This is a genomic window from Mucilaginibacter sp. HD30, assembly GCF_054061755.1.
Genome location: NZ_JBSSEO010000001.1, coordinates 2983058 through 3005960, shown reverse-complemented (window position 1 = coordinate 3005960; position 22903 = coordinate 2983058). Strand labels below are relative to the sequence as shown.

Below are 22903 nucleotides of genomic sequence, written 5' to 3'. Positions count from 1 at the left end.
TAATGAAACTTAAACAAATAGCCTGCCTTATTTTATGCTGTGTGGCTTCATCTTTTATTGCAAGTGCGCAAAATGCACCCCTGCTTACTTTAAAAGGTGCCATAGACACCGCATTGCAGAATAATTACAACATAAAGCTGGCACAAAATAATGCAACTATAGCACAGAATAACGTTACACTGGGTAACGCCGGATTTTTACCCGCTTTACCCGGTAGCTTTAGTAATAACAACAGCGTTCAAAATAGTACCGTAACGCGTACAACAGGAACAAATAATTTTGTTAATGTGCGCAGTAAAAGCTATAACTATGGTGTAGCAATGGACTGGACCATTTTTGATGGTTTTGCCATGTTTGCCAATTACGATGCGTTGAAAGTGCGTGAGCGTTTAAGCGGCATAACATCGCGCGATACAGTGTTGCAAACATTAACCAATGTAATATCAACCTATTATAGCTTAATTAATCAAAACCAGGTTTTAAAGTCGCTGCGCGGAGCAATTGGTATCTCAAAGCAGCAGTTAAAATTTGCACAGGATAAGTTTTCGGTAGGCGCTGTTTCGCGGTTAGAAGTGTTAAATGCAGAAGTGAATGTAAATACAGATACAGCTAATTATGTATCGCAATTACAGCAATTTAAAGCTACCAAAATACAATTGAACCAATTGTTGGTTAGAGATCCGCAGGCAGATTTTTCGGTAACGGATACTATAGTAGTTGACGATAAGCTGGTGCTTGGTAATATACTTGCGGCCGCTGCTACGCAGAACCCGCGTATCTTATCATCCCAAATAGCCAAACAACTTGCAGAGATCAACCTGAAACAGGTTAAAGCGGTACGGTACCCGGTTATTGGTGTAAACACAGGCTATAATTTTACCAACAGCAGGTCGCCAAGTGGTGCGCTATTGGCAAACGACGCAAGAGGCTTAACCTATGGTTTTACAGCAAGTATGAATATTTTTGACGGATTTAACCAAAAACGCCGCGAAACCAACGCTAAAATTCAATTAGAGAACTCCGCAATACAAACTAAAAATGTTAAGATGGGAATTGATGCGCAGATCAATACCTTATATGTTAATTATTTATCGGGCCTTGATCTGATAAAACTTGGGCAGGCTAATGTGGCCATTGCAAGGCGTAATCTTGAAATTACTTTGGATAAATATAAATTGGGCAACATTACTCCGCTTGAGGTGCGCCAGGCCGAAGAGAACTTTATTAATGCGCAGGTGAACTATCACGCAGCAGAATATCAGGCAAAAAGTGCTGAGATAAGCTTAAAGCAGATAACCAACAACATTAATATTCAATAAATATCCAATAATAAAATAAAAAGTTATTTTTGATGATTAAAAATGGCTGAATCTTACAAAACCTGCTTGCTGATTGATGACAATTATATTGATAATTTTGTCACGAGCAGACTTTTGGAAAATTGTAATTTTGCTGAAAGCATAATAATAAGTCAGTCATCGTCTGAGGCAATTGAGTCACTGCGCGACGGTAAAGTAACTCCAGATGTTATATTTTTGGATCTGAGAATGCCGGTTATGGACGGCTTTGAATTTTTGCAGGAATACGATAAGCTTGAAATTGAAAAGAACAGGGTAAAAATATTTATGCTGTCGTCATCGCTTGACCCCACAGATATGCGCAGGTCACTGGCCAACAAATACGTCACCCAGTTTCTTCACAAACCACTAACTAAAAAAATACTGGAAGATATTTCATGATCTTAGTTGCGGATAGCGGATCATCAAAAACAGATTGGTTGCTTAAACAACCCGACAAGGACCCGGTCGAGTTTCTAACCCCGGGCCTGAATCCATATTTTTTAACCGAGAAAGAGATAGTTAAGATCTTGCAGGATAGGGCAACTGATATGCTGGCCTACAGCAGTAAGGTTACCGAGATTTATTTTTTTGGCGCCGGATGCTCCGGCCCCGACAGGCACGAAATTGTATCAAACGCGTTAAGTCAGTTATTTCCAAAAGCCTATATAAGTGTTGATAGCGATCTGCTGGCCTCGGCATACGCAACGTGCGGGCATGAGAAAGGCCTTTGCTGCGTTTTAGGCACAGGTTCCAACATGTCTTTTTTTGACGGCGAAGACATCCATTCGGGTAAGCATGGCCTGGGTTTTATATTGGGTGACGAAGGATCTGGTAACTGGTTTGGTAAGGCCTTAATAACCGACTTTTTATATGGCGAGATGCCTTATGAGGTGCATACCCTGTTTGAAAACACTTATGAACTTAATAAGGAAGTGGTGATGCAGAATGTTTATCAAAAGCCCGCCGCTAACACTTACCTGGCGTCGTTTGCAAGGTTTTTGAATGTAATACGGCGCACACCTTACGGGCAGGACCTGCTAAAAAAAGGCTTTTTGGAATTCATCGAAACTAACATAAAGTCCTACCCCCAATATCACGATCATAAATGCCATTTTGTAGGATCAATAGCTTACACCTTTGCGCCCGAACTTACTGCCTTATGTAAGGCCAACGGTGTGCATGTTGGCAAGATCATAAAACAGCCCATACATGATCTGCTTACATTTATTTTAAGCCGCGAGGCTTTGTAATTGCTAAAAGGCTAAATTTGAACAATGAACGTTCAGGTAAAGGATCTCAGCAAAACTTACGGTACACAAAAAGCTGTTAATGATATTTCTTTTAGTGCAGATTTAGGTGTGCTGGGCTTTTTAGGGCCTAATGGCGCGGGTAAGTCAACCACCATGAAAATGCTTACGTGCTTTTTACCGCCCACCACCGGCAGCGCAGAGATCTGCGGGTTTAGCGTGGACAAGCAATCGTTACAGGTGCGAAGCAATATTGGGTATCTGCCAGAGAATAATCCACTTTATACAGGTATGTACGTAAAAGAAGCGCTTGCTTTTGTTGCAGACCTGCATAAAATTGAAGGGGCGGCTAAACGCATTGCCGAAGTTATTGAACTTACCGGCCTGGGCGAGGAACAACACAAAAAGATAGGGCAGCTTTCAAAAGGTTACAGGCAACGGGTAGGTTTGGCGCAGGCTATTTTGCATGATCCGCCGGTTTTGATATTAGACGAACCAACTTCGGGGCTTGACCCAAACCAGTTAATAGGCATAAGGCAGCTGATCCGCGATTTGGGTAAAACAAAAACCGTTATTATATCAACCCATATTATGCAGGAGGTTGAGGCCATATGCGATAGGGTAATCATCATTAATAAAGGAAAAATTGTAGCTGATGATACGCTAACAGGTTTGGTGGCTGCCAATGGTTCAGATTCGTTAGAGAAGATATTTATAAAATTGACCAATAACGCGGCATAAATACCCGTAAGTTAACAGCATGAAAAAGTTTGTTTTTACAACCCTGTTTTTTGCAGTTATTAGCTTAACGTGCGTTGCTCAACAAGATAGCAGGATGAGTATAGGCGTTGATGCGGGTATACCAGTTGGATTCTCTGCGGACGATTTCGCATCTGCTATAGGCGGCTCACTAAAAGTAGAAAACCCCCTAAATGATAACACATTCATCACCTTTTCATTGGGGTACACGTCTCTGGCTGCAAAAAACACATTACTTGGTGCCAATATTAAACCCCCTGCTCCTGTATTTACCCCATTAAAATTTGGTGTAAAATATAAACTTGCGGGGCCGCTATTTGCCGAGGCGCAAATTGGCGCTGCATTTGAGATCCGTGGCAGGCGCAGTACCCGCTTTGTTTACGCACCCGGCCTGGTTTGCAGCATTAACAAGTTTGATCTGGGTGTGCGGTATGAAGGCTGGGCGGGTAGTGGCGGTGCTATCAGCCAGGTGGCTATGCGGTTAGGTTACAGTTTGTAATACTTGCTGCATTCATTGAAAGGCAGGCGTTAACTTGACGAATACGGTTTATAATGCAAGCTTGCAAGGCAAGAAGTAAATTACATAATGGAATAATCTACTCTCGCCGTTGCCTACTTGCTTAACTAACTATATGTGCATACCTCTTCTTGTAAATATTATGCCATATACTAATTTGCTTAAAATCAATAGTTTATTTTTTGACAAACAAGGAATGGTATCATAACCGAACGGTATTTGTTCGCAGTTGATACACCCTGATAAGCCAATAGCCGACTCAAAAAGCGTTTCACGATGAGCGTGAAAGTGAATAATCCTCAAACTATTTTAAATCAGCCAATTACTGTCGTTTTACAGCTGAATGTACTGACGAATAAGTCTGTTTCAAAGCGTTTCATATTTCTAACATTTATTTATTTAACTAACTGATAGATAGATTTTTACAAAATTCGGGTGTTTCAAATGTTTCTTTTGTTATTATATGTTCGTGAAACGCTCTATCGCGATGTTTAGTAAAGCTTGACATGTAAAATGGCTAAAAACAACAAAGTAAGGCTTCATTATTTTTAATTTGTAATTTCGGCCGTTACATTATTAATATGCTATCCATCTTAAAAAAAGAGATCACTCAATACCTCAGCTCGCTGGTTGCTTATTTTACCATAGGCGTGTTTTTGGTAGTACTTGGCCTTTTTTTATGGGTGTTTCCAGACTCAAGCATATTAGATTACGGCTATGCCGGATTAGATAGTTTGTTTAATACCGCGCCATACCTTTTTATGTTCCTGGTGCCGGCCATTACCATGCGCTCCATAGCCGAGGAGCGCCGCGAAGGTACTTTTGAACTGCTGGCCACACGCCCGCTAACCCATCTACAAATAATATTGGGTAAATACCTGGCCGCAGTGCTGATAGTGCTGTTTGCCTTGCTACCAACGCTGGTTTACTATTATTCGGTATATACGCTTGGGGCCATTCAAGGTAATATTGATACCGGAGCGGTAATAGGTTCATACATCGGTTTGTTTTTGTTGGGAGGCGCGTTCGCGGCTATAGGTCTGTTTGCATCGGCAGTTACGGGTAACCAGATCATTGCTTTTATCATTGCTGTGTTTACCTGTTTCTTTTTTTATAGTGGTTTCGATTCTCTAAGTGGTTTGCTTTCGCTGCAAAGTTTTGGCGTGCAGCGGCTGGGTATTACACAACATTATACGTCTATAAGCCGGGGTGTATTAGATACCCGCGACCTGATTTATTTCATCGTATTAACAGGTCTCTTTTTATGCCTCACACTTTTTGTGCTGCTGCGCCAAAGGCAAAAAAGTCTGCGCGAGGAACCGTTGTTACAAATATTGGCGACCCTGATTGTGCTGATGCTGATATCAGCATTCACCTTTGCCCGATTTGATTTTACTAAGGAGAAGCGCTATACCATATCGCAAACCAGTCGCGATATTTTGAGCAAGCTGCCTGCTGATGTTAAGGTTACTGTCTACCTGCAAGGCAATTTAACCGGCGGGATGAAGCGTTTACAGAACGAAACCCGCGACATGCTGTCGGACCTGCAAGCTTATAGCGGCAGCAAGCTGCAATTTGAGTTTGTTGACCCGCTTGCCGGGCAAACGGCGGAGCAGCAGGAGCAAACCATAACAAAACTACAAGCCTGGGGACTTGAGCCTACTAATTTAGGTGTAGCTACAGAGAATGGCATGAATCAGCAGGTAATTGTTCCGGCTGCGATGTTGTCAAGCAAGGGAAGGAACGTGCCGGTTAAACTCCTCTACCAGCAACGTGAGATGGGCCTGTCGGCAGACGAAGTGATTAATAATTCTATTCAAAACCTGGAGTACGCGTTTGTTTCAGGTATAAAAAAGGTGAGCAGCGGTGGTACATCAGCCATTGGTTTTACCACCGGACATGATGAGCTAAATGACGGCCAGCTAAATGATGCCATGGCCAGCCTGTCTGACGGTTTTTTGGTTGGTCGGGTGGATCTGAAAAACATTCCGTTTGACAGCTTGCAAAACATTAAAATGCTGGTAATAGCCAAGCCCGCAAAGGCATTTACCGAGGCCGAAAAATTTAAGCTGGATCAATATATTATGCGTGGTGGCCGCGTGCTGTGGGCCATTGACCAGGTAAGCGCCGAACTGGATAGTATGCGCGGCCACGGCGACGAGCAAATGGCATTCCCGAGGCAGCTGAATTTGGACGACCAACTGTTTGTTTACGGCGTGCGCATCAACTACGATCTGATAGCCGACGTAAACAGTGCACAAATACCGGTAAGCACAGGGAACGTGGGCGGGCAGGCGCAAATACAGTTGGTGCCCTGGCTGTTCTACCCGGTATTTGTACCCTGGTCAAAGCATCCTATTGTGAAAAACCTGGATGGTATTTATAGCGAATTCCCCTCTACAATTGACGTGCTTGATATAAAGAACGTGCGTAAAACGATGCTGCTTACATCATCCATCTATAACAAGAAGCTAAAGGCTCCGCACCTGTTATCATTGCAGGCTATTGAGCAACAACCAGACCCAAAAGCCTTTCAAAGCGAACCCAAAATAACAGGTGTTTTGCTGGAAGGTAAGTTTGCATCTAACTTTAAAAACCGGCCGCAGCCGGATGGTGGGGTGGCAGGCATTACTACAACAGCCGAAAGCGTTCCGACTAAAATGATTATTGTAAGTGATGGTGATCTGTTTAAAAACCAGGTAGGAGCAGACGGCTCACCGTTTCCGTTAGGGTATGATCGCTATACACACCAAACCTTTGGCAATAAAAACCTTTTATTGAACATTGCCGATTACTTAACTGACGATTCGGGCCTGATAGAACTGCGTAATAAAGAAGTACAATTGCGACTGTTAGACAGGGCTCGTATCAAAACAGAAAAGATGTTTTGGCAGCTTATTAACACCATTGTGCCCTTGCTATTAGTGTTAATATTTGCTATTTTTCAACATTATATTCGCAGGCGTAAGTATGCCCGCTAAATTTTATACTTTTGATAATTAATCATTAATTATATATATGAGATTTATAGTTTCCACATCAACTTTACTTAAGCAATTGCAGGCGGTTAGTGGGGCATTAAGCAGCAGTACGGTTTTACCGATATTGGAAAACTTTTTGTTCGAGATAAAAGAAGGAAACTTAACTATTTCGGCTACAGACCTGCAAACCAGCATGACCACCACACTAACCGTGGAGGCAAAAGAGAATGGCCGCATAGCTATACCATCGCGCATTTTGCTTGATACTTTAAAATCATTACCAGAGCAGCCTATTGCCTTTTCTGTTGATGATAACACCTTTGCCATAGAAATAAACGCCGGCGATGGTAAATATAAACTGAGCGGCGAGAACGGTGAGGATTTTCCGAAGATCCCGGTTGTAGAGAACGCTTCATCAGTAAACCTGCCTGCTTCGGTTTTATCAGAAGCAATAAACAAAACCATTTTCGCGGTAAGTAATGATGAACTGCGCCCTGCTATGACGGGTGTTTACTGCCAGCTATCGTCGCAATATTTAACCTTTGTGGCTACTGATGCGCACAAACTGGTGCGTTACCGCCGCCTTGATGCAAAGGCAGAAAGCGTTACATCATTCATTCTGCCTAAAAAAGCATTGGCCTTGTTAAAGTCGGCGTTGCCTTCTGATGATGTTAATGTATCAGTTGAGTACAACAGCACAAGTGCATTTTTTAAATTTAATAACATTAACCTGGTTTGCCGTTTAATAGACGAGCGCTACCCGGATTACGAAGCAGTTATACCGCAAAACAATCCTAACAAACTAAGCATTGATCGCCTTGCGTTTTTAGGATCGTTAAGCCGTGTAGCTATATATGCTAATAAGACAACTCATCAGGTTAGGTTAAAAATAACCGGCAGTGAGCTGCACATTTCGTCAGAAGATATTGACTTTGCAAACGAGGCCCACGAGCGCTTAAGCTGTCAGTACGAAGGAACCGATATGGAAATTGGTTTTAATGCGAGATTTTTGATAGAAATGTTAAAGAACTTAAGTGGAGAAGAAGTATCTTTGGAGATGTCTTCGCCAAACAGGGCAGGTTTATTACTGCCGCAGGGAGGGGATGAGAACGAAGACGTGCTGATGCTGGTTATGCCGGTGATGCTTAATAGTTATGCTTAAGTGTAAACTTAAATTATAGATCCAAAATCTAAGTCCGGTATAAAAACCGGACTTTTTTGTTAAACGCAGATAACAAAAGCCACAATTGTAAGTTAAATAGCAATTGACTGCCCATGACGAATAAAACCGGCATATTAATATTGATTGCACTACTGGCATGTATAGTATGTTCATGCAAGAAAATGAATGCCGATCTGCCGCCGGATACCGGTGAACCTGCATTGATAAACGTGGTAAATGCCTCTGCCGATACCCTTAATATTTTTCAGAATGGAACCCGCTTTAATTATAGTTCGAGCTTTTACCCGGGCGGCTCATTAGGTTATTTGAGGGTGCTGGCCGGCGAGCATCAGTATCAGCTAAAAAAAGATGGTAAGCCGGATGTTTTGCTCAGTTTACCTATGACGTTGGATATTACAGGTGTTTATTCGTTTTTTATTGGCGGTAGTGCTACCGACCGTGTGTTTTTAACAAAAGATGTATTTTTGGCCAATAACGATATTGAAATAAGGTTTGTTAATTCATCGCCGGGAAAAAGTTTTGATATTAAAATAGGCAGCAACTTTAGCTATAACAACCTTGGCTTTAAAACAGTTACCGGTTTTGTTAAGATGACCGCAGGTAAAAATCATTATGAGTTGTACGAGACTGGAAACCCTGTACCCATAGCACAAGGCGATTTAACGTTAGCCGAGCAGCGCGTTTATACGTTATTTACAAAGGGCACAGCAACCGGAACAGGTGACAACGCATTAGGCGTTAAATTAATAACCAACAGATAAAATGAGATCGGCATTACTACTTATCAGGCAAAAGGGAATAGCATGGCTGTTTGCGTGTTTTGCCGGGCTGTTGTTAATGTCGGGCATCATCTCTTGTGGAAAATCTAATAGTGTTATTCCGGTAGGCGCAAATATCCAGTTTCAGGTGGTTAATCTCAGTCCCGATCTGCGCCCTATAAACCTTTGGGTGGGTTTTGTAAAAAGGAATATTTCTTATAGTTATCCATCTCCGTCGGGTTATTTTTCAATGGCATCTGTTGATACACCTTTGCAAATACGATCGGCCCTGGCTAACGTATCTACAGCCAACCTGGTATCATTAGATACCTTGCTTAAGGCAAATACCAAATATACTTTGTTTGTTACCGGCCTGCGGATAGATTCAACCGTAACCGGAATTTTTACCACTGACACCTCATCAACAAGCACACCGGGCCGTGGCAAAGTAAGATTTGTGAATGCTTCGCCACGTTCTGCAGGTTTAAACGTTACAGCTAATGGTACTACGGCCTTTACCAACCGTGTTTATAAAAGTGTTTCAAAGTTTATAGAAATGGCACCAGGCAGTTACGAGTTTAAAATATCACCAACCGGGGCACCTACCAATGTTTTAAAAACGCTGCCTGTGCTAAGTGTGCAGGACGGCAAGTTATACACCATATATTCTTATGGAATGGTGGGACGTACGGATTCTGCGGCATTTGGCGCAGGAGTTATAGCCAACAAATAAGGCTTTACCCATATATATTTATATTTTTGCCCAAAACATACAAAGCCCTTGGAACTGATTAAGCACCTTATCGATTTTATTCTTCATATAGATACACACCTGTCGGCCATTATCAGCCAGTATCAGGGTTGGACGTATTTAATTTTATTTGTAATAATTTTCGCCGAGACCGGCTTTGTGGTAACCCCATTCCTCCCGGGCGATTCCTTGCTATTTGCAGCAGGGGCGCTGATTGCAGGCGGCAACACAGGTTTAGATATCTATCTGCTATCGCTGATATTAATTGTGGCGGCCATTAGCGGCAATACGGTTAACTATACATTGGGTAAGATATTAGGCGACAAAGTATTTAAACCCAATAACCGCATACTTAAACTGGAGTATTACAATCAAACTCATGCTTTTTTTGAGAAACATGGCGGAAAGGCTGTAATTTTCAGCAGGTTTATGCCTATAATACGCACTATAGCACCTTTTGTGGCAGGCGTGGGTAAGATGCCTTTTGGGCGCTATACAATATATAATGTTATTGGCGGCGTAACGTGGATTGTGATCTTCTTGTTTGCGGGCTTTATGCTGGGCAACATCCCATTTTTTAAAGCGCACTTTTCACTCATAGGCCTTGGTATTATTGCAGTATCCCTGATTCCACCAATAGTGGCAGCAGTAAAAAGCAAAATAAAAAAGTAAATTCTACTTTCGTCATTATTTACATCCGTACTCGTGCTAAGCAGTTGTAACAAAAATTTTCCGCTTTTTTTTACCTCTGTAACTAAACCATCCCGAATACGCGAAGGGAAACAGAAAATAAATACATCCTGACATACCTGCATGTTCAGGGAAAATAAGAGCAGTCGCTATAGATAGCGCACAAATGCCCATACATATCAGGTTGATATTTGTTAAAGTTTTGGTTTCCCATATTTCTGAAGCGGTTAGCTCAAGCTCGACAACAAATTTTTTAACGTGGCTGTACATCAGGTAAAACAAAAGATAAATGGTAAAAAAGCCGGTGCTGTAGATCAGCATCAATGGTTGTATTTGTTCGCGGTTTAGTTTAATTAGCTCCTTTCCACCCTCATGGTATTTGTTTCCGACAAGTAAAAGATCACATAAAAATTTAAGTGGGAAGGCATACACCAGCACCACAAAAAGCAGTACCGCGTTAAGGAATATAGTATAAGAGTCGTTAACACCGTACCTTCTGAAAAACATATTTTGACTGTTCCATATATTGAACAGTATCGCAAAGCAGGCAGCGAAGCTAAGTGTGCCGCTCATTATTTCAATTAACTCTTCGAATGATTTGGGCACTTCTATTGACAGGATAATGAGCGTCAGCGCAAATGCAAATACGGCATCGCTAAATGTTTCCAATCGAGAGGGTTCGTGACTGCGCCAGGCAATTTCACCTGACTGTAGTTTGGCAGCTTTTGTTCTTAGCATTATCAGTTACTGTTAAAGGTCGCTATCTTTCCTGCCTTAAATATACTTTCTTCTTTTTGAATTTTTAAACGATCTACTTTACTTAATGGCTCCGTAATGAATTTATTCAGGTCAGGCTGCCCCGCATCTACCCAGGCCGAATACCAATAACTCCCAACAGATAATACTGCCGACCGCATACGGCGTTGCACCATCCCCCGCAAAAGTTTTTGATAAGCGCTACTATAGGTCACGGAGTAATCTTTTACCTTGCGCGTTCCGCGCACGGTCATAGTATATTTCTTTAGGGAAGGGAAGGTTCTGTTAAGCTGCCGCTCCAGTCGTAAAACAGAATCGGCATTGCTAAAAGACATTCGGCAGATCTTGAATGCCCCGGTAAGCGGGTTTTCAATGTACCGTGCTTTACCTGCATAACAGTTGTAATTGGCTGCAAAAAGTTCGGGCAGGCGGCTTTCCCATAGCGCGTGTATGCCATCCTGGTGGCTTAGCTGACCGTTGTAATTGCTGTGCAGATGCAACGGTACGTGGGCATCCGCCACATAATGCCCTAAATTTGCCGAGGCGGTTAATATGGCAGTGGTATCATGATTTTTAAATGCTTCAACCAAACGGTAATACTGAAACTGAATGGCCCATGGAACCGTGCCGTATTTATTTAATGTATCGGCGGAATATTTTTTTGCCGCATCCGTCCATTTGCGGGGTATGGCTGTAAACGGTTTTTTACCATAGCGGTCAGCGTTCAGAAAGTGTCGCGGAGCTTCTGTAGAGTCTACGTAACGGCGTTTGTCGGCGCTAATGGCATGTTCGGTTATAAAACCAATGTTGGCTTTGTAGAAGCCTGCCATAGCCTTGGGCAAAATAAAAACAGCCAGCCGGTTAATGCGGTAATGCGCAAAAAAGCCCCAGGAGGAACATACCACAATAAGCAATGATCCCGCTATAAAACGGGCGGCGAATTTCATTTTAAAATTGGCTGTAGTTAAATGCAGTAAATTACTGGTTTTTAAAGATAAAACTAATTTAAAAAAGACATTTGTTTTTAAATTAAAACGTCATATATTTGCAGTCCTTAAATAAGAACAGAAAGAATAGAGCTACAATGGCAAATCATAAATCATCATTAAAAAGGATCAGGTCAAACGCTGCGAAGCGTCTGCGTAACCGTTATCAGGCAAAAACAACCAGAAACGCAATTAAGAAATTAAGAACCAGCACCAGCAAAGCTGATGCAAGCGCTCTTTTATCTAAAGTGATATCTATGCTTGACCGTTTAGCTAAGAAGAACGTTATTCACAAGAATAAAGCGTCAAACAATAAATCAAAGCTTACTAAATTCGTTAACGGATTAAGCTAATCATACTTTAAACTTCCGGGTTTAGAAAGGCGATGAATGTATACTCATCGCCTTTTTTGTGTCATGATTTTTAGGATTTTTTGTCTTAAAAATCATAGTTCAAACAATTTTTGTATCTTAAACTTGTGGAACCTTACCAGGAGAAAATAAGCATTAAGGCATGGGCGGAAGAAGACCGCCCGCGCGAAAAGTTAAACGGCCAAGGCAGGCGCGCGCTAACCGATGCTGAATTAATAGCCATTTTGATTGGGTCGGGCAGTCGTACTGAATCGGCAGTGGAGCTTAGTAAACGTATCCTTCATCATTACGGTAACGATCTTAACAAGCTGGGTAAGGCTTCCGTTGTTGAGCTGTCGCGCTTTAAAGGCATCGGCGAAGCTAAAGCAATTTCTATTATAGCCGCTTTAGAGATCGGTCGCCGCCGGAACGATACCGAAACAAAGGCACCCGAAAAGATAAACAGCAGCAAAGACAGCTACAACGTTATGCGCCGGCACCTGATGGATCTGGGTCATGAAGAGTTTTGGATCATCTTACTTAACCAGGGCGGCAAAGTTATCTCTACAGAACTTATAAGCAAGGGTGGCTTAACCGGTACGGTGGCCGACCCAAAGATAATTTTCAGTGTGGCGCTGCAGCATCAGGCGGTTTCTATTATACTTAGCCACAATCACCCATCGGGCACTCTTAGGCCAAGTCAACTGGATATTGATCTTACTAAGAAAATCACAGCGGCAGGTCGACTGCTGGAAATCAACGTGCTGGATCATATCATATTCACTAACGAAGGCTTTTATAGCTTTGCAGATGAGGGGATAATGTAACTTCGGATTTGGTGTGTTTAATCTCGGACTTATTGTTAAAAGCAACGCATTTTCATAAATCGAAAATAATCGATAAATTTGCACAATGGAACTGGATGCAAAGAAAGTAGAGCGGATATCAAAGGCGTTGGGCGACCCGTACCGTTTAAAAATTATGGAAATGGCCAAATGCCAGGCCGAAAACAATTGGCTAAAATGTTCGTGTGTGATGGAAAATATTGAATTGGCGCAGTCAACCATATCTCATCACATTAGTCAATTAGTGGACGCGGATCTGCTACTTACAGAGAAAGACGGCCGTAATGTACGCTACCGGGTTAATAAAGATGTACTGGATGCCTACATTAAATTTCTTGGCGTGTTAAGCGCCTAAAAAAAATTAAAAATATTAATCGAAATATTTCGATATATCAATTTAATGTATTTATATTTGCATCGGATTTAATGGAAACATTATTCTATAAAATATCGAAAAATTTAAATATATAAATAAATGAAAAAGTTAGAAAACAAAGTTGCCGTAGTTACCGGTGGTAACAGCGGTATAGGATTAGCGGCAGCTAAATTATATGCACAGCAAGGCGCCAAGGTTGCCATTACCGGCCGTAACAAAACAACGCTTGATTCTGCTATAACCGAAATAGGCGAAGGCGCCATAGGTTTTATAAGTGACGTGTCTGACGTGAGCAGCATTGCGCCGGCGTACGAAAAAGTAACCGAAGCGTTTGGTAAAATTGACGTGCTGGTAGTTAACGCTGGTGTTTATGCCGGTGCGCCTTTGGCGGATCTTACTGAAGAAGTTTTCGATCAGTTAAGCGACATCAATTTTAAAGGCGCGTTTTTCTCGGTGCAAAAGGCATTGCCTTACTTGAAGGATGGCGCTTCAATTATCATTACGTCATCAGCAGTAAGTAATAAAGCTTTTGGCGACGCGGCGGTGTACGCGGCTACCAAAGCAGCAACCACCTCATTGGCCAGGAGCTTATCACAATCATTGCTCGACAGAAAAATCCGCGTTAATGTGCTCTCTCCCGGCCCGGTTGAAACACCAATATTCGGCAGGAACGGCGGAACCGCTGAAGAAGTTGACGGCATGAAAGCGTATATGGCTGAACTGACCCCGATAAAACGTATTGGTAACGTGGAAGAAATAGCCGAAGGTTACCTGTACCTTGCATCAGACGATTCAAAATTTATGGTTGGCGGTGATTTGGTACTGGATGGCGGTTTTAGCAGATTTTAATTTTTTGAGATAAAAGGTAAAAACTAAAAGGTAAAAGTTTTTTGGGGGATCACCGTATAGGTGACCCCTCTTTTTTTTGAAATATAATTATATACGTTTACTTGAAACAACACTAACTTTATAGGGTTAACCAATAAACAACAAGCCATGATAACACCAGACGACGAACTATTACCAGACGATTCAGAACCAGGAGAAGTAGAACAAACCAGTCAACAGGACATTCACTCCATAGGCCTTGACGAGGACGTTGAGTACGAAGCCGGCGAGGTTGACGAGACTGATGCCCTAAACCAGGCTTATGATGCTTCAGAATCATCATATACGCTGAACTTAGATGACGCGCCGTCTGACGATGAATAATTAGGATCTACGACATACGAATTACGATTTGGGTCTAAAAGCCATCAATCGTAATTCGTAAATCTAAAATCGCAAATCAACCAACCTTTCAGCTTTTACCTTTTAGCTTTCACCTGCAAACGACTATCTTTGCCGATTATCGTTCCGCAATAATGAAGATATCATATAATTGGCTTAAAGAATTTATCCAAACCGAAAAAACTCCGCAGGAGATATCAACCATACTTACCGGCACCGGCCTTGAGGTAGAAAGCCTGGACAAAGTGCAGGCTGTTCCCGGTGGATTAGAAGGTTTGGTAATTGGCTATGTGAAAGAGCGTGCCCAGCACCCCAATGCTGATAGGTTAAGCATAACTAAAGTTGATGTAGGCACAGGTGCCGATCTGCAAATTGTTTGCGGCGCACCCAACGTAGCCGCAGGCCAAAAGGTGGTAGTTGCCACCGTTGGCACAACTGTACACCCAACAGTAGGCGAGCCTTTCGCTATAAATAAATCAAAAATAAGAGGCGAAGTATCCGAAGGCATGATCTGCGCCAACGACGAGATTGGCTTAGGAACAGGCCATGCAGGTATAATGGTTTTGGCTGATGATGCTATAGTTGGCACACCCGCCAAGGAATATTTTAAGCTGAACGATGACTATATGTACGAGATCGGCTTAACACCAAACCGTGCTGATGCCACATCACATCTGGGTACGGCCCGCGATATTGCAGCATTTCTGAAAACTACCGTAACACGGCCTGATGTATCAGCCTTTAAAGTTGATAATAATGATCGCGTTATTGAGGTAGTGGTAGAGAACGCCGCTGCAAGTCCGCGTTATGCAGGTTTAACTATTTCGGGTATTGAGGTAAAGGAATCGCCACAATGGTTAAAAGAGCGCTTAGCTGTTATAGGTGTAAGAAGTATCAATAATATTGTTGACGTTACCAACTACGTGTTGCACGATTTAGGGCAGCCGCTACACGCTTTTGATGCAGATGCTATTAAAGGCGGCAAAGTGGTTGTGAAAAACTGCGCAGAAGGCACCTTATTTAAAACATTGGATGATGTAGAGCGCAAGCTATCTGCCGATGATCTGATGATCTGCAACGCCGAAGCGCCGATGTGTATTGCCGGTGTGTTTGGCGGCATTGATTCTGGCGTTACAGAAAAAACTACCGCTATATTTTTAGAGAGTGCTTATTTCAATTCTGTTTCGGTACGCAAAACCGCTAAGCGCCACGGCTTAAAAACTGACGCTTCTTTCCGCTTTGAGCGGGGCACGGATCCGGATATGCCTGTTTTTGCATTGAAACGCGCTGCCTTATTGATCAAGGAAGTTGCGGGCGGAATCATATCGTCAGATATTATCGACCTTTACCCGGAGCCGGTTCAACCGTTCGCTGTTGAGCTGCCGTATAAAAATGTAGATAGACTGATCGGTCAGCAAATACCGCACGAAGAAATTAAAGCCATTGTTACCGGTTTGGAAATGCAGATAGTTAACGAAACTGTAGAAGGACTATCGTTGTTGATACCACCTTATCGTGTAGATGTAACCCGTGATGTAGACGTGATTGAAGATATACTTCGCATTTACGGTTATAATAACATTCATATTCCTACGCAGGTTCGCGCGTCATTAAGCACCTCGCAGCGACCTGAAAAGGATACCGTTCAGAATTTGTTGAGCGATCTGCTTACTGCAAATGGCTTTAACGAAATCTTATCTAACTCGCTTACCAAATCTGTTTATTCTGATAAGCTTGAGTCCGCAGTTAAAATATTGAACCCATTAAGTTCTGATCTGGACGTTATGCGCCAAACTATGCTTTACTCTGGTTTAGAAGCTATAGCCTATAACCAGAACCGCCAGGCCGCTGATCTTAAGCTGTACGAGTATGGCAAGGTTTATAGCATCAACGAGGATAAGTATGTAGAGAGCCAACGCTTCGCGATATTTATAACTGGCGATGCTGCGCCAGCACAATGGAGTAAAAAGGCTCAACAATCGTCGTTCTATAATTTAAAGGCCATAGTTGACGGCATTTTGCAGAAACTGAATATTACCGACACTACGTTGGAGGATTACACCTGCAAAAAAATGGCTTATGGACTAAACTATATTAAAAATGGCAAAACGCTGGTTAAGTTTGGCGCTGTAGCTAAAGAGGCTTTGAAGAAAGCCAATGTGGACCGCGAAGTTTTTTACGCTGATTTTAGCTTTGACCAGATCGTGCAGATCGTTAAAAAGAACAAAATTGTTTACCGCGAAATATCTAAGTTCCCTTCTGTAAAACGCGATTTGTCTATGTTGGTAGATAAAGCCGTAACGTTTGATCAGCTAAAACGCGTAGCTCAGCGTACGGAGCGTAAGCTATTGGCACAGGTGGATATTTTTGATGTTTACGAAGGCGATAAGCTGCCCGCGGGAAAAAAATCATACGCGCTTAGCTTTGTTTTGCAGGATGCAGAAAAAACCCTGACTGATAAAGCTATTGAAAGCGTTATGCAAAAAATAATGTATAACTTAGAGAAGGAAGCAGGAGCGGAGATAAGGAAGTAGTTGATCAGAGATTAGTTGATTAGAGATTAGACTTAGCATGAGTTCATTTTCGGATTTAGAGGTTTGGAAAAAATCAAGAATTTTACGAAACAGCATCTTTGAATTAACTAAATCTTTTCCTGTGGAAGAAAAATATAGATTGAGCGATCAAATCATCCGGTCTTCCAGATCAGTAGGAAATAACATTGCGGAGGGGTATGGCAGATTTCATTACGCAGATGAGGCGAAGTTTCTGCTAAATGCAAGGGGCTCCATGATAGAAACAATTGATCATTTGATAATTGCTTTTGATAATAAGTACATAAGCGAAGTTACGTTTGAAAAGTTCAAAGCCGATTGCGATGAATGCGCTAAAATGATAAACGGTTATATTAACTATTTGCGTAACCAATCAAAGCAAAAACTCACAGACAAATAAAATAATAATAACTAGTCTCTAATCAACCAGTCAACTAATCAACTAATGTCAACAGCAGCAACTTTAGATAAAGTTCTTGATAAAGCACAGCGACTAATAGAGCTGTGTACTGCTTTGCAGGAGGAGAATGACTTGCTTAAACTGGAGAATGAATCACTGTCGGTTGCCTTTAATGCAAGTAAAAACAAGACCAAAGAGCTCGACGAAAAGTTGAGGGCGTTGAAGTTAGCCAAGTCATTTTCAGAAACAAATGAAAAAAGTGTTGACATTAAACAAAAAATTAACGAATTTGTGCAGGAAATAGACAAGTGTATTGTATTGCTGAAAAAGTAATGCAAAAAGTGAACAAGCTCAAATGGGAGAAATCTCAATAAAAATAAATATTGCTGACAGAGTTTACCCTTTAAAGGTGAACATGGAAGAGGAAGAAATAATACGTAGGGCAGCTAAGTTAATAAACGACCGTATAAAGGAATATCAGGAAAATTACGCGGTTAGAGATAAGCAGGATCTGTTGGCTATGAGTGTGTTGCATTACGCCACATCATCATTAAAAGCAGAAAAGAAAGTTACTTTTGAAGATACAGAGGTGGCCGAGAAAACTTATCAGTTAGATAAATTGCTGAACGACTTTTTTTCAAAACAGTAATAACGTTCTTTAATATAAGCGAAAAGCAAAAAGGTAAAAAGCATAAAGCGCTGTAAAGGTTGGCTTTTAGCTTTGTCTTTCAGCTTCAGCTTAAAAACGAGTAATTAAGATTTAACCGCGGTTAAATTTTGAGTTCACTATTGAAAACTTAACACTTCAATATCAAAGGATCAAAGAGAGCATGCGTTACTATACAGTATTAACGGTAACTCATGGTCCCAAAGTATCTGCAGAAGTTTTTCAAATACATGAGCTTGAAGTTTAATCGCGGTTTTTTTTTATATAACCTAACAAACAAGAATGAATATATTATATGTAATTATCGGGCTGCTGATAGGCATCCCGTCGGGCATCGTTATAGGACGGTTCCTGCTGAGAAAGCTTTTTAAAGATCAGGAAGCAGCCGCTCAGCTAAAAGTAAAAAAGATACTGAAGGATGGAGAAAATGACGCAGAGATATTAAGGAAGAACAAATTGCTGGAAGCTAAAGAGCGTTTCTTGCAAATGAAAGCTGAACATGAACAGGAGATAAACAGTAAGAACAACGAGATCAATCAGCGCGAAAACGGTGTTAAGCAAAAAGAACAATCGTACAACCAACGTTTAGAGAACATCACCCGCAAAGAGAACGAGCTGGATAATACCCGTAAAAACCTGGAACGTCAAACTGAACTTGCTGTTAAGAAACAGGAAGAGGTTGAAGTTTTAAAAAATCAGCACGTACAACAGCTGGAAACCATTGCCGGTTTATCTGCTGAAGAAGCTAAAAATCAATTAGTAGACAACCTGCGCGAGGATGCCCGCAGCAAGGCCATGGCACAGATAAAAGATATTGTTGACGAAGCTAAGCTAACTGCTACCAAAGAAGCCAAGAAGATAGTTATACAAACCATACAGCGCACAGCTACCGAAGCAGCTATTGAGAACACCGTATCTATTTTTAATATAGAAAACGACGAGATCAAAGGCCGTATCATAGGTAGGGAGGGCCGTAACATCCGTGCGCTGGAAGCCGCAACCGGTATTGAAATTATTGTTGACGACACGCCGGAGGCCATTATCCTGTCGGGATTTGATCCGGTACGTCGAGAGATTGCCCGTCTGGCCATGCACCGTTTGGTTACTGACGGACGTATTCACCCTGCCCGTATTGAAGAGGTAGTTGCCAAAACCCGCAAGCAGATAGAGGAAGAAATTGTTGAAATAGGCGAGCGTACCGTGATCGACTTAGGTATCAGCGGCCTGCACCCGGAACTGATAAGAATGGTTGGCCGCATGCGCTACCGTTCGTCATACGGACAAAACTTATTGCAGCACTCGCGCGAGGTAGCTAATTTCTGCGCTACTATGGCGGCTGAATTGGGCCTTAACGTAAAATTAGCTAAACGTGCCGGCTTACTTCACGATATTGGTAAAGTACCTGATGACAACCCGGAATTGCCACACGCAATTTTAGGTATGCAGTTAGCCGAAAAGTATAAAGAACACCCTGAAGTTTGTAACGCTATTGGCGCTCACCACGACGAGGTGGAAATGACCTCGATGTTATCGCCTATTATACAAGTTTGTGATGCTATATCAGGTGCGCGCCCTGGTGCACGCCGCGAGGTGGTTGAAAGCTACATTAAACGTTTGAAAGAACTGGAAGAATTGGCAATGTCATACCCTGGTGTTGAGAAAACTTTCGCTATACAAGCCGGTCGTGAGTTGCGCGTTGTTGTAGAAAGCGAAAAGATAAGCGACGCACAGTCTGAGACTTTAGCTGCCGATATCTCTAACCGTATCCAAACTGAAATGACCTATCCGGGCCAGATCAAAGTAACGGTTATCAGAGAGACTCGTTCGGTAGCGTTTGCCAAGTAAGATTATTATCGACAACGTCATGCTGAACTTGTTTCAGCATCCCACTAATTAAGCAGCTTGATCTGTAAGTGAGATGCCGAAACAAGTTCGGCATGACTTCTTTAATAGATATCATGAAAAATCAATCCAAAACTAAGCAACCAGAAATAGCAAAACGTCCGGTGGATGTTGTGATGGATGAGTATGCTTCGTTTCATACCAACCCCACCAACCGCATTATGAATTATATATGCATACCCTTGGTAAGTTTTGGTATCCTGGCTTTCGTGTGGTCAATTCCTTTCCCGAAGCTGGAGTTTTTAGGAAAAAATCAAACGTTTATAAACTGGGCTTCGTTTGTAGTGGCATCTGCGCTTTATTATTATTTGCGATTATCGCCCATGCTGTCGTATCTGATGCTGTTTTTACTGGGCGTGTTTAGTTACGTAATTGTCTCGTTAGAACACACTTTTGTATTGGCACAAATCGGACTCGTGCTATTTGTGATAGGCAATATAGGGCAGTTAATTGGCTATAAAAATGAAGGCCGCCGGCCCGTGTTCGCACAGGACTTTAAATTTATGCTGATAGCACCTATGTGGTTGTTAAGCTTGATTTTAAAGCGATTTAAGATTCGATATTAATTACGCCAACATCGCCATCAATTCCTCGTCGCTGATAATTGGAATATTGAGTTTCTGCGCTTTCTCTAATTTTGCAGGGCCCATATTATCCCCGGCCACCAGGTAGTTTAGTTTTGCAGATATACTGCTTAATATCTTACCACCGTTTTGCTCAATAATATCTTTCAATTCATCGCGCGAGAATTTTTCAAATACGCCCGAAATAATAAAACTCTTACCGGCAAACTTATCGCTGGCAAGTGTTACCTCTTTTGTTTCGGCAATAAGCTGCAAACCGGCCGCCCGTAGTTTTTCAATTTCTTCGCGATGCTTTTCTTCGCTAAAATACTCAATCAAACTATGAGCAATGCGATCGCCAATTTCGTCAACAGCTATAAGTTCCTCAAATGTTGCTGCCATCAGGTTATCTATATTTTTAAAATAGGCAGCCAGTTTTTTAGCAACGGTTTCGCCAATAAAGCGGATGCCTAACCCAAACAATACTTTTTCAAAAGGCATTTGTTTAGATAGTTCAATACCGTAAAGCATGTTAGTTATTGACTTTTCGCCAAAACGTTCCATTTTTTTCAGATCATCCTGATGGTCTTTTAGTACATACAGATCGCTGATGTGCCTGATAAACCCTTTCTGATATAAAGTGTCAATGGTCTCATCGCCCAAACCATCAATATTCATGGCCTTACGGCCAATATAATGCTGCATTTTTCCCGTTATTTGCGGCGGGCAACCCTCATCATTAGGGCAATAAAACGCAGCCTCGCCTTCCTGGCGTTTTAGTAAAGTTTGGCAAGCAGGACAATTGGTGATATAATCAATAGCTGGAGCTGCAGGATCGCGCTTTTCAATATTTACGCTGATGATCTTCGGGATGATCTCGCCTCCTTTCTCAACGTAAACCCAATCGCCCTCATGCAGATCAAGCCGGAGCATCTCGTTAGCATTATGCAGCGTGGCACGTTTAACTGTGGTGCCCGCTAGTAACACAGGTTTTAAATTAGCCACAGGCGTTACTGCTCCTGTACGACCTACCTGGTAAGTTACAGCCTGCAATTGCGTTTGCACCTGCTCGGCTTTGTATTTATAAGATATGGCCCAGCGCGGCGATTTGGCCGTGAAGCCCAGCTCTTGTTGCTGGCCGTAACTGTTAACTTTAATTACAATGCCATCAATATCATAGCTCAGTTCAAACCGGCGCTTATCCCATTCAGTTATAAAAGCCAGTACATCATCAATATTTTTGCAAAGCCTGCTTTCGTCGTTTACGTGGAAGCCCCAGTCTTTAACCGCCTGCAGGCTTTCCCAATGGGTTTTAAAAAGCGTTTTCTCTGTATACAGTCCGTACAGAAAGCAATCCAGCGGACGTTTCGCTACTTCGCTTGAGTCCTGTAACTTTATGGTACCCGATGCAAAGTTGCGCGGGTTGGCATATGGCTGCTCGCCGTTATCTACCCGTTCCTGATTTAGACGCTCAAAGGCCTTCAGGTGCATAAACACTTCGCCGCGAATCTCAAACTCGTCAGGATAACCACTTCCATTTAAGCGCTTCGGTATGGTATGTATAGTTCGCACATTCGTAGTAACATCATCGCCCTGTGTGCCGTCGCCGCGGGTAACAGCTCTGACTAATTTACCTTGTTCGTAAGTGAGGCTCATAGAAAGCCCATCAAACTTTAGCTCACATACATATTCAAAATTATCTCCTATAGCTTTACGGATACGCTGGTCGAAATCCAGCAGTTCCTGAGCGTTGTACGTGTTGCCCAATGATAGCATGGGCCAGCGGTGCTTTACAGTGGTAAACTCCTTGGTGATAAAACCACCCACCTTTTGCGTCGGCGAATCAGCATCCAGCAAGTCCGGGAACTGTTTTTCAAGCGTGGTCAGTCGCTCTAATTTCTTATCAAACTCAAAATCAGTTATGACAGGCATGGCCAGCACATAATAGTTGTAAGTGTGCTGTTTAAGCTCCGCCGATAATTCGTCTATTAGTTTTTTTGCTTCCGAAGGTGACATACCAACGAAGATAGTAAATTGAGCGCTGAGCAAA

The 22903-nt window shown here is 42.2% G+C and carries 24 protein-coding genes; 21 read left to right on the top strand and 3 right to left on the bottom strand.

Annotated elements, in window-relative coordinates; genetic code table 11:
- The first annotated feature begins 2 nt into the window (after positions 1 to 2).
- From ACVW2L_RS14375 to ACVW2L_RS14330, 10 genes are all read left to right on the top strand, one after another.
- Positions 3 to 1319, top strand: coding sequence for a TolC family protein (locus tag ACVW2L_RS14375; RefSeq protein ID WP_457128655.1), 1317 nt, complete (start codon positions 3 to 5; stop codon positions 1317 to 1319).
- A gap of 42 nt (positions 1320 to 1361) precedes the next feature.
- On the top strand, positions 1362 to 1739 hold the full coding sequence (locus ACVW2L_RS14370) for a response regulator (protein WP_457128654.1): 378 nt from the start codon (positions 1362 to 1364) through the stop codon (positions 1737 to 1739).
- A complete protein-coding gene (locus tag ACVW2L_RS14365; protein ID WP_457128653.1) occupies positions 1736 to 2590 on the top strand; it encodes an N-acetylglucosamine kinase in 855 nt (284 codons plus the stop codon). The genes ACVW2L_RS14370 and ACVW2L_RS14365 overlap by 4 nt, the downstream gene beginning before the upstream one ends.
- Positions 2591 to 2614: 24 nt before the next feature.
- The gene (locus ACVW2L_RS14360; protein WP_457128652.1) at positions 2615 to 3328 is read left to right on the top strand and encodes an ATP-binding cassette domain-containing protein; all 714 of its coding nucleotides are present in this window, start codon (positions 2615 to 2617) and stop codon (positions 3326 to 3328) included.
- Positions 3329 to 3347: 19 nt separating this feature from the next.
- The gene (locus tag ACVW2L_RS14355) at positions 3348 to 3845 is read left to right on the top strand and encodes a hypothetical protein (RefSeq protein ID WP_457128651.1); all 498 of its coding nucleotides are present in this window, start codon (positions 3348 to 3350) and stop codon (positions 3843 to 3845) included.
- A gap of 599 nt (positions 3846 to 4444) precedes the next feature.
- Entirely contained in the window at positions 4445 to 6844 is a 2400-nt protein-coding gene (gene gldG, locus ACVW2L_RS14350; protein ID WP_457128650.1) for a gliding motility-associated ABC transporter substrate-binding protein GldG, read from the top strand.
- A gap of 37 nt (positions 6845 to 6881) precedes the next feature.
- A complete protein-coding gene (gene dnaN, locus ACVW2L_RS14345; RefSeq protein ID WP_457128649.1) occupies positions 6882 to 8006 on the top strand; it encodes a DNA polymerase III subunit beta in 1125 nt (374 codons plus the stop codon).
- Positions 8007 to 8119: 113 nt separating this feature from the next.
- Positions 8120 to 8788 carry a DUF4397 domain-containing protein gene (locus ACVW2L_RS14340; protein WP_457128648.1) on the top strand — a complete coding sequence of 223 codons (669 nt, stop codon included), beginning with the start codon at positions 8120 to 8122 and terminating at the stop codon, positions 8786 to 8788.
- Position 8789: 1 nt separating this feature from the next.
- The gene (locus tag ACVW2L_RS14335; RefSeq protein ID WP_457128647.1) at positions 8790 to 9518 is read left to right on the top strand and encodes a DUF4397 domain-containing protein; all 729 of its coding nucleotides are present in this window, start codon (positions 8790 to 8792) and stop codon (positions 9516 to 9518) included.
- 48 nt (positions 9519 to 9566) lie between these two features.
- On the top strand, positions 9567 to 10208 hold the full coding sequence (locus ACVW2L_RS14330; RefSeq protein ID WP_457128646.1) for a DedA family protein: 642 nt from the start codon (positions 9567 to 9569) through the stop codon (positions 10206 to 10208).
- A gap of 36 nt (positions 10209 to 10244) precedes the next feature.
- On the opposite strand, the gene ACVW2L_RS14325 is transcribed toward ACVW2L_RS14330, so the two are convergent.
- Positions 10245 to 10964 (bottom strand): TMEM175 family protein, encoded by a 720-nt coding sequence (locus tag ACVW2L_RS14325; protein WP_457128645.1) that lies wholly within the window; start codon positions 10962 to 10964, stop codon positions 10245 to 10247.
- A 2-nt stretch (positions 10965 to 10966) separates the two neighbouring features.
- On the bottom strand, positions 10967 to 11929 hold the full coding sequence (locus ACVW2L_RS14320; RefSeq protein WP_457128644.1) for a zinc dependent phospholipase C family protein: 963 nt from the start codon (positions 11927 to 11929) through the stop codon (positions 10967 to 10969).
- Positions 11930 to 12066: 137 nt separating this feature from the next.
- Here ACVW2L_RS14320 and rpsT point away from each other — a divergent pair, with 137 nt between their 5' ends.
- From rpsT to ACVW2L_RS14265, 11 genes are all read left to right on the top strand, one after another.
- Positions 12067 to 12321 (top strand): 30S ribosomal protein S20, encoded by a 255-nt coding sequence (rpsT, locus tag ACVW2L_RS14315; protein ID WP_457128643.1) that lies wholly within the window; start codon positions 12067 to 12069, stop codon positions 12319 to 12321.
- 125 nt (positions 12322 to 12446) lie between these two features.
- Positions 12447 to 13145: a RadC family protein gene (gene radC / locus ACVW2L_RS14310; protein WP_457128642.1), complete on the top strand. Its 699-nt coding sequence runs from the start codon at positions 12447 to 12449 to the stop codon at positions 13143 to 13145.
- 85 nt (positions 13146 to 13230) lie between these two features.
- The gene (locus ACVW2L_RS14305) at positions 13231 to 13518 is read left to right on the top strand and encodes an ArsR/SmtB family transcription factor (RefSeq protein WP_457128641.1); all 288 of its coding nucleotides are present in this window, start codon (positions 13231 to 13233) and stop codon (positions 13516 to 13518) included.
- Positions 13519 to 13638: 120 nt separating this feature from the next.
- Complete coding sequence (locus tag ACVW2L_RS14300; RefSeq protein WP_457128640.1) at positions 13639 to 14388, top strand: SDR family oxidoreductase; 750 nt, start codon at positions 13639 to 13641, stop codon at positions 14386 to 14388.
- A 147-nt stretch (positions 14389 to 14535) separates the two neighbouring features.
- On the top strand, positions 14536 to 14751 hold the full coding sequence (locus tag ACVW2L_RS14295; protein WP_457128639.1) for a hypothetical protein: 216 nt from the start codon (positions 14536 to 14538) through the stop codon (positions 14749 to 14751).
- A 152-nt stretch (positions 14752 to 14903) separates the two neighbouring features.
- Complete coding sequence (pheT, locus tag ACVW2L_RS14290) at positions 14904 to 17303, top strand: phenylalanine--tRNA ligase subunit beta (protein WP_457128638.1); 2400 nt, start codon at positions 14904 to 14906, stop codon at positions 17301 to 17303.
- A gap of 37 nt (positions 17304 to 17340) precedes the next feature.
- Positions 17341 to 17721, top strand: coding sequence for a four helix bundle protein (locus ACVW2L_RS14285; RefSeq protein WP_457128637.1), 381 nt, complete (start codon positions 17341 to 17343; stop codon positions 17719 to 17721).
- Positions 17722 to 17766: 45 nt separating this feature from the next.
- Positions 17767 to 18054: a hypothetical protein gene (locus ACVW2L_RS14280; RefSeq protein WP_457128636.1), complete on the top strand. Its 288-nt coding sequence runs from the start codon at positions 17767 to 17769 to the stop codon at positions 18052 to 18054.
- Positions 18055 to 18076: 22 nt separating this feature from the next.
- A complete protein-coding gene (locus ACVW2L_RS14275; protein ID WP_377100259.1) occupies positions 18077 to 18370 on the top strand; it encodes a cell division protein ZapA in 294 nt (97 codons plus the stop codon).
- A 300-nt stretch (positions 18371 to 18670) separates the two neighbouring features.
- A complete protein-coding gene (rny, locus tag ACVW2L_RS14270; RefSeq protein ID WP_457128635.1) occupies positions 18671 to 20233 on the top strand; it encodes a ribonuclease Y in 1563 nt (520 codons plus the stop codon).
- Between the two features lie 113 nt (positions 20234 to 20346).
- Positions 20347 to 20856, top strand: a complete 510-nt coding sequence (locus tag ACVW2L_RS14265; protein ID WP_457128634.1) for an Mpo1 family 2-hydroxy fatty acid dioxygenase — start codon at positions 20347 to 20349, stop codon at positions 20854 to 20856.
- On the opposite strand, the gene ligA is transcribed toward ACVW2L_RS14265, so the two are convergent.
- Complete coding sequence (gene ligA, locus ACVW2L_RS14260; protein WP_457128633.1) at positions 20857 to 22869, bottom strand: NAD-dependent DNA ligase LigA; 2013 nt, start codon at positions 22867 to 22869, stop codon at positions 20857 to 20859.
- Positions 22870 to 22903: the final 34 nt, after the last annotated feature.

Coding starts and splice junctions, on each gene's coding strand:
- ACVW2L_RS14325 (WP_457128645.1), bottom strand. CDS start 10,964: ATGCTAAGAACAAAAGCTGCCAAACTACAGTCAGGTGAAATTGCCTGG.
- gldG (WP_457128650.1), top strand. CDS start 4,445: ATGCTATCCATCTTAAAAAAAGAGATCACTCAATACCTCAGCTCGCTG.
- ACVW2L_RS14370 (WP_457128654.1), top strand. CDS start 1,362: ATGGCTGAATCTTACAAAACCTGCTTGCTGATTGATGACAATTATATT.
- ligA (WP_457128633.1), bottom strand. CDS start 22,869: ATGTCACCTTCGGAAGCAAAAAAACTAATAGACGAATTATCGGCGGAG.
- ACVW2L_RS14335 (WP_457128647.1), top strand. CDS start 8,790: ATGAGATCGGCATTACTACTTATCAGGCAAAAGGGAATAGCATGGCTG.
- ACVW2L_RS14375 (WP_457128655.1), top strand. CDS start 3: ATGAAACTTAAACAAATAGCCTGCCTTATTTTATGCTGTGTGGCTTCA.
- pheT (WP_457128638.1), top strand. CDS start 14,904: ATGAAGATATCATATAATTGGCTTAAAGAATTTATCCAAACCGAAAAA.
- ACVW2L_RS14340 (WP_457128648.1), top strand. CDS start 8,120: ATGACGAATAAAACCGGCATATTAATATTGATTGCACTACTGGCATGT.
- dnaN (WP_457128649.1), top strand. CDS start 6,882: ATGAGATTTATAGTTTCCACATCAACTTTACTTAAGCAATTGCAGGCG.
- ACVW2L_RS14275 (WP_377100259.1), top strand. CDS start 18,077: ATGGGAGAAATCTCAATAAAAATAAATATTGCTGACAGAGTTTACCCT.
- ACVW2L_RS14365 (WP_457128653.1), top strand. CDS start 1,736: ATGATCTTAGTTGCGGATAGCGGATCATCAAAAACAGATTGGTTGCTT.
- ACVW2L_RS14300 (WP_457128640.1), top strand. CDS start 13,639: ATGAAAAAGTTAGAAAACAAAGTTGCCGTAGTTACCGGTGGTAACAGC.
- ACVW2L_RS14355 (WP_457128651.1), top strand. CDS start 3,348: ATGAAAAAGTTTGTTTTTACAACCCTGTTTTTTGCAGTTATTAGCTTA.
- ACVW2L_RS14360 (WP_457128652.1), top strand. CDS start 2,615: ATGAACGTTCAGGTAAAGGATCTCAGCAAAACTTACGGTACACAAAAA.
- ACVW2L_RS14295 (WP_457128639.1), top strand. CDS start 14,536: ATGATAACACCAGACGACGAACTATTACCAGACGATTCAGAACCAGGA.
- ACVW2L_RS14280 (WP_457128636.1), top strand. CDS start 17,767: ATGTCAACAGCAGCAACTTTAGATAAAGTTCTTGATAAAGCACAGCGA.
- ACVW2L_RS14265 (WP_457128634.1), top strand. CDS start 20,347: ATGAAAAATCAATCCAAAACTAAGCAACCAGAAATAGCAAAACGTCCG.
- ACVW2L_RS14285 (WP_457128637.1), top strand. CDS start 17,341: ATGAGTTCATTTTCGGATTTAGAGGTTTGGAAAAAATCAAGAATTTTA.
- ACVW2L_RS14320 (WP_457128644.1), bottom strand. CDS start 11,929: ATGAAATTCGCCGCCCGTTTTATAGCGGGATCATTGCTTATTGTGGTA.
- rpsT (WP_457128643.1), top strand. CDS start 12,067: ATGGCAAATCATAAATCATCATTAAAAAGGATCAGGTCAAACGCTGCG.
- rny (WP_457128635.1), top strand. CDS start 18,671: ATGAATATATTATATGTAATTATCGGGCTGCTGATAGGCATCCCGTCG.
- ACVW2L_RS14305 (WP_457128641.1), top strand. CDS start 13,231: ATGGAACTGGATGCAAAGAAAGTAGAGCGGATATCAAAGGCGTTGGGC.